This window comes from Rhizobacter sp. P2_H2 (assembly GCF_056403375.1).
The window spans coordinates 1-1,238 of sequence record NZ_JBFUFP010001354.1; the positions used below are offsets into that span (position 1 = coordinate 1).

At 71.0% G+C, this 1,238-nt stretch carries 1 protein-coding gene and 1 pseudogene; both read left to right on the forward strand.

The window, feature by feature from the left end:
• A partial coding sequence (locus AC1D15_RS33040; protein WP_477829394.1) for a sugar ABC transporter ATP-binding protein occupies nucleotides 1-947 on the forward strand: 947 nt, incomplete at its 5' end.
• Nucleotides 928-1,238 (forward strand): annotated as a pseudogene (locus AC1D15_RS33045) (hypothetical protein); the annotation flags it as partial. The gene AC1D15_RS33040 and the pseudogene AC1D15_RS33045, both read left to right, overlap by 20 nt.

A 1,238-nucleotide genomic window follows, 5' to 3' on the forward strand; every position in this document is an offset into this window, starting at 1 on the left:
CGCTGATCGCGCAGCTGAAGGCCGATGGCGTGACCATCGTCTACATCTCGCACAAGCTCGACGAGGTGGAGCGCATCACCGACGAGATCGTCGTGATGCGCGACGGCCGCTTCGTGACCCGCGCGCCGACCGCCGGGCTCTCGCGCCAGCAGATGGCCAACCTGATGGTCGGCCGCGAGCTGTCGGACATGTTCCCGGCGAAGTTGCCGGTGGCCGGCACGCCGGCACCGCTGCTGAAGGTCGAGGGCCTGAGCGTGCCCGGCTGGGCGCACGACGTGAGCTTCGAGGTGCGCCCGGGCGAGATCCTCGGCTTCGCCGGGCTGGTGGGGGCCGGCCGCACCGAGATGTTCGAGGGCCTGCTCGGGCTGCGCCCGCGCAGCGCCGGCCGCATCGAGCTCGATGGAAAAGAGCGCCCGCTGCGCAGCCCGCGCKAGGCCGCGCAGCACGGGCTGACGTACCTCAGCGAAGACCGCAAGGGCAAGGGCCTGCATGTGCGGCTCTCGCTGCGCGACAACCTGACGCTGATGGACCTGGCGCGCCACACGCACCCGCTGCTCGACCCGGCGTCCGAGGCGCTGGCGCTGCAGCAGGCGGTGGCGGATTTCGGCATCCGCACGCGCGACCTCGGCAGCCGGGCGTCGTCGCTGTCGGGCGGCAACCAGCAGAAGCTCGCGATCGCGAAGGTGCTGCAGCCGCAGCCGCGCGTGGTGGTGCTCGACGAGCCGACGCGCGGCGTCGACGTCGGTGCCAAGCGCGACATCTATTTCCTGATCCAGCGCCTGGCCGAGCAGGGCCGCGGCGTCGTCGTCATTTCATCCGAGCTGATCGAGCTGATCGGCCTGTGCCACCGCGTCGCCGTGATGCGCGCGGGGCGGCTGCAGGCCACGCTGTCGGCCGACCACCTGACCGAAGAGGAGCTGATCGCTCATGCCACAGGAACACATTAGGACCCCTCGGCCGGCGGGTACGCCGACCGATCCCCCGGGGGGATCCGGGCCGGCTTGGGGCGGCCCGGCGCTCGGCCCGGCCTCACCTGTCACGGCCGCTTGGCGTCTGCGCTTGCAGGCAGCAGGCCCGTGGCTCGGCCTCGTGCTGCTGTGCATCGCCGGCACGCTGCTGAACGGCGATTTCGCGACCTGGGACAACGCGATGAACGTGCTGACCCGCACCGCCTTCATCGGCATCATCGCGGTCGGCATGTGCTTCGTGATCATCAGCGGCGGCATCGACCTGTCGGT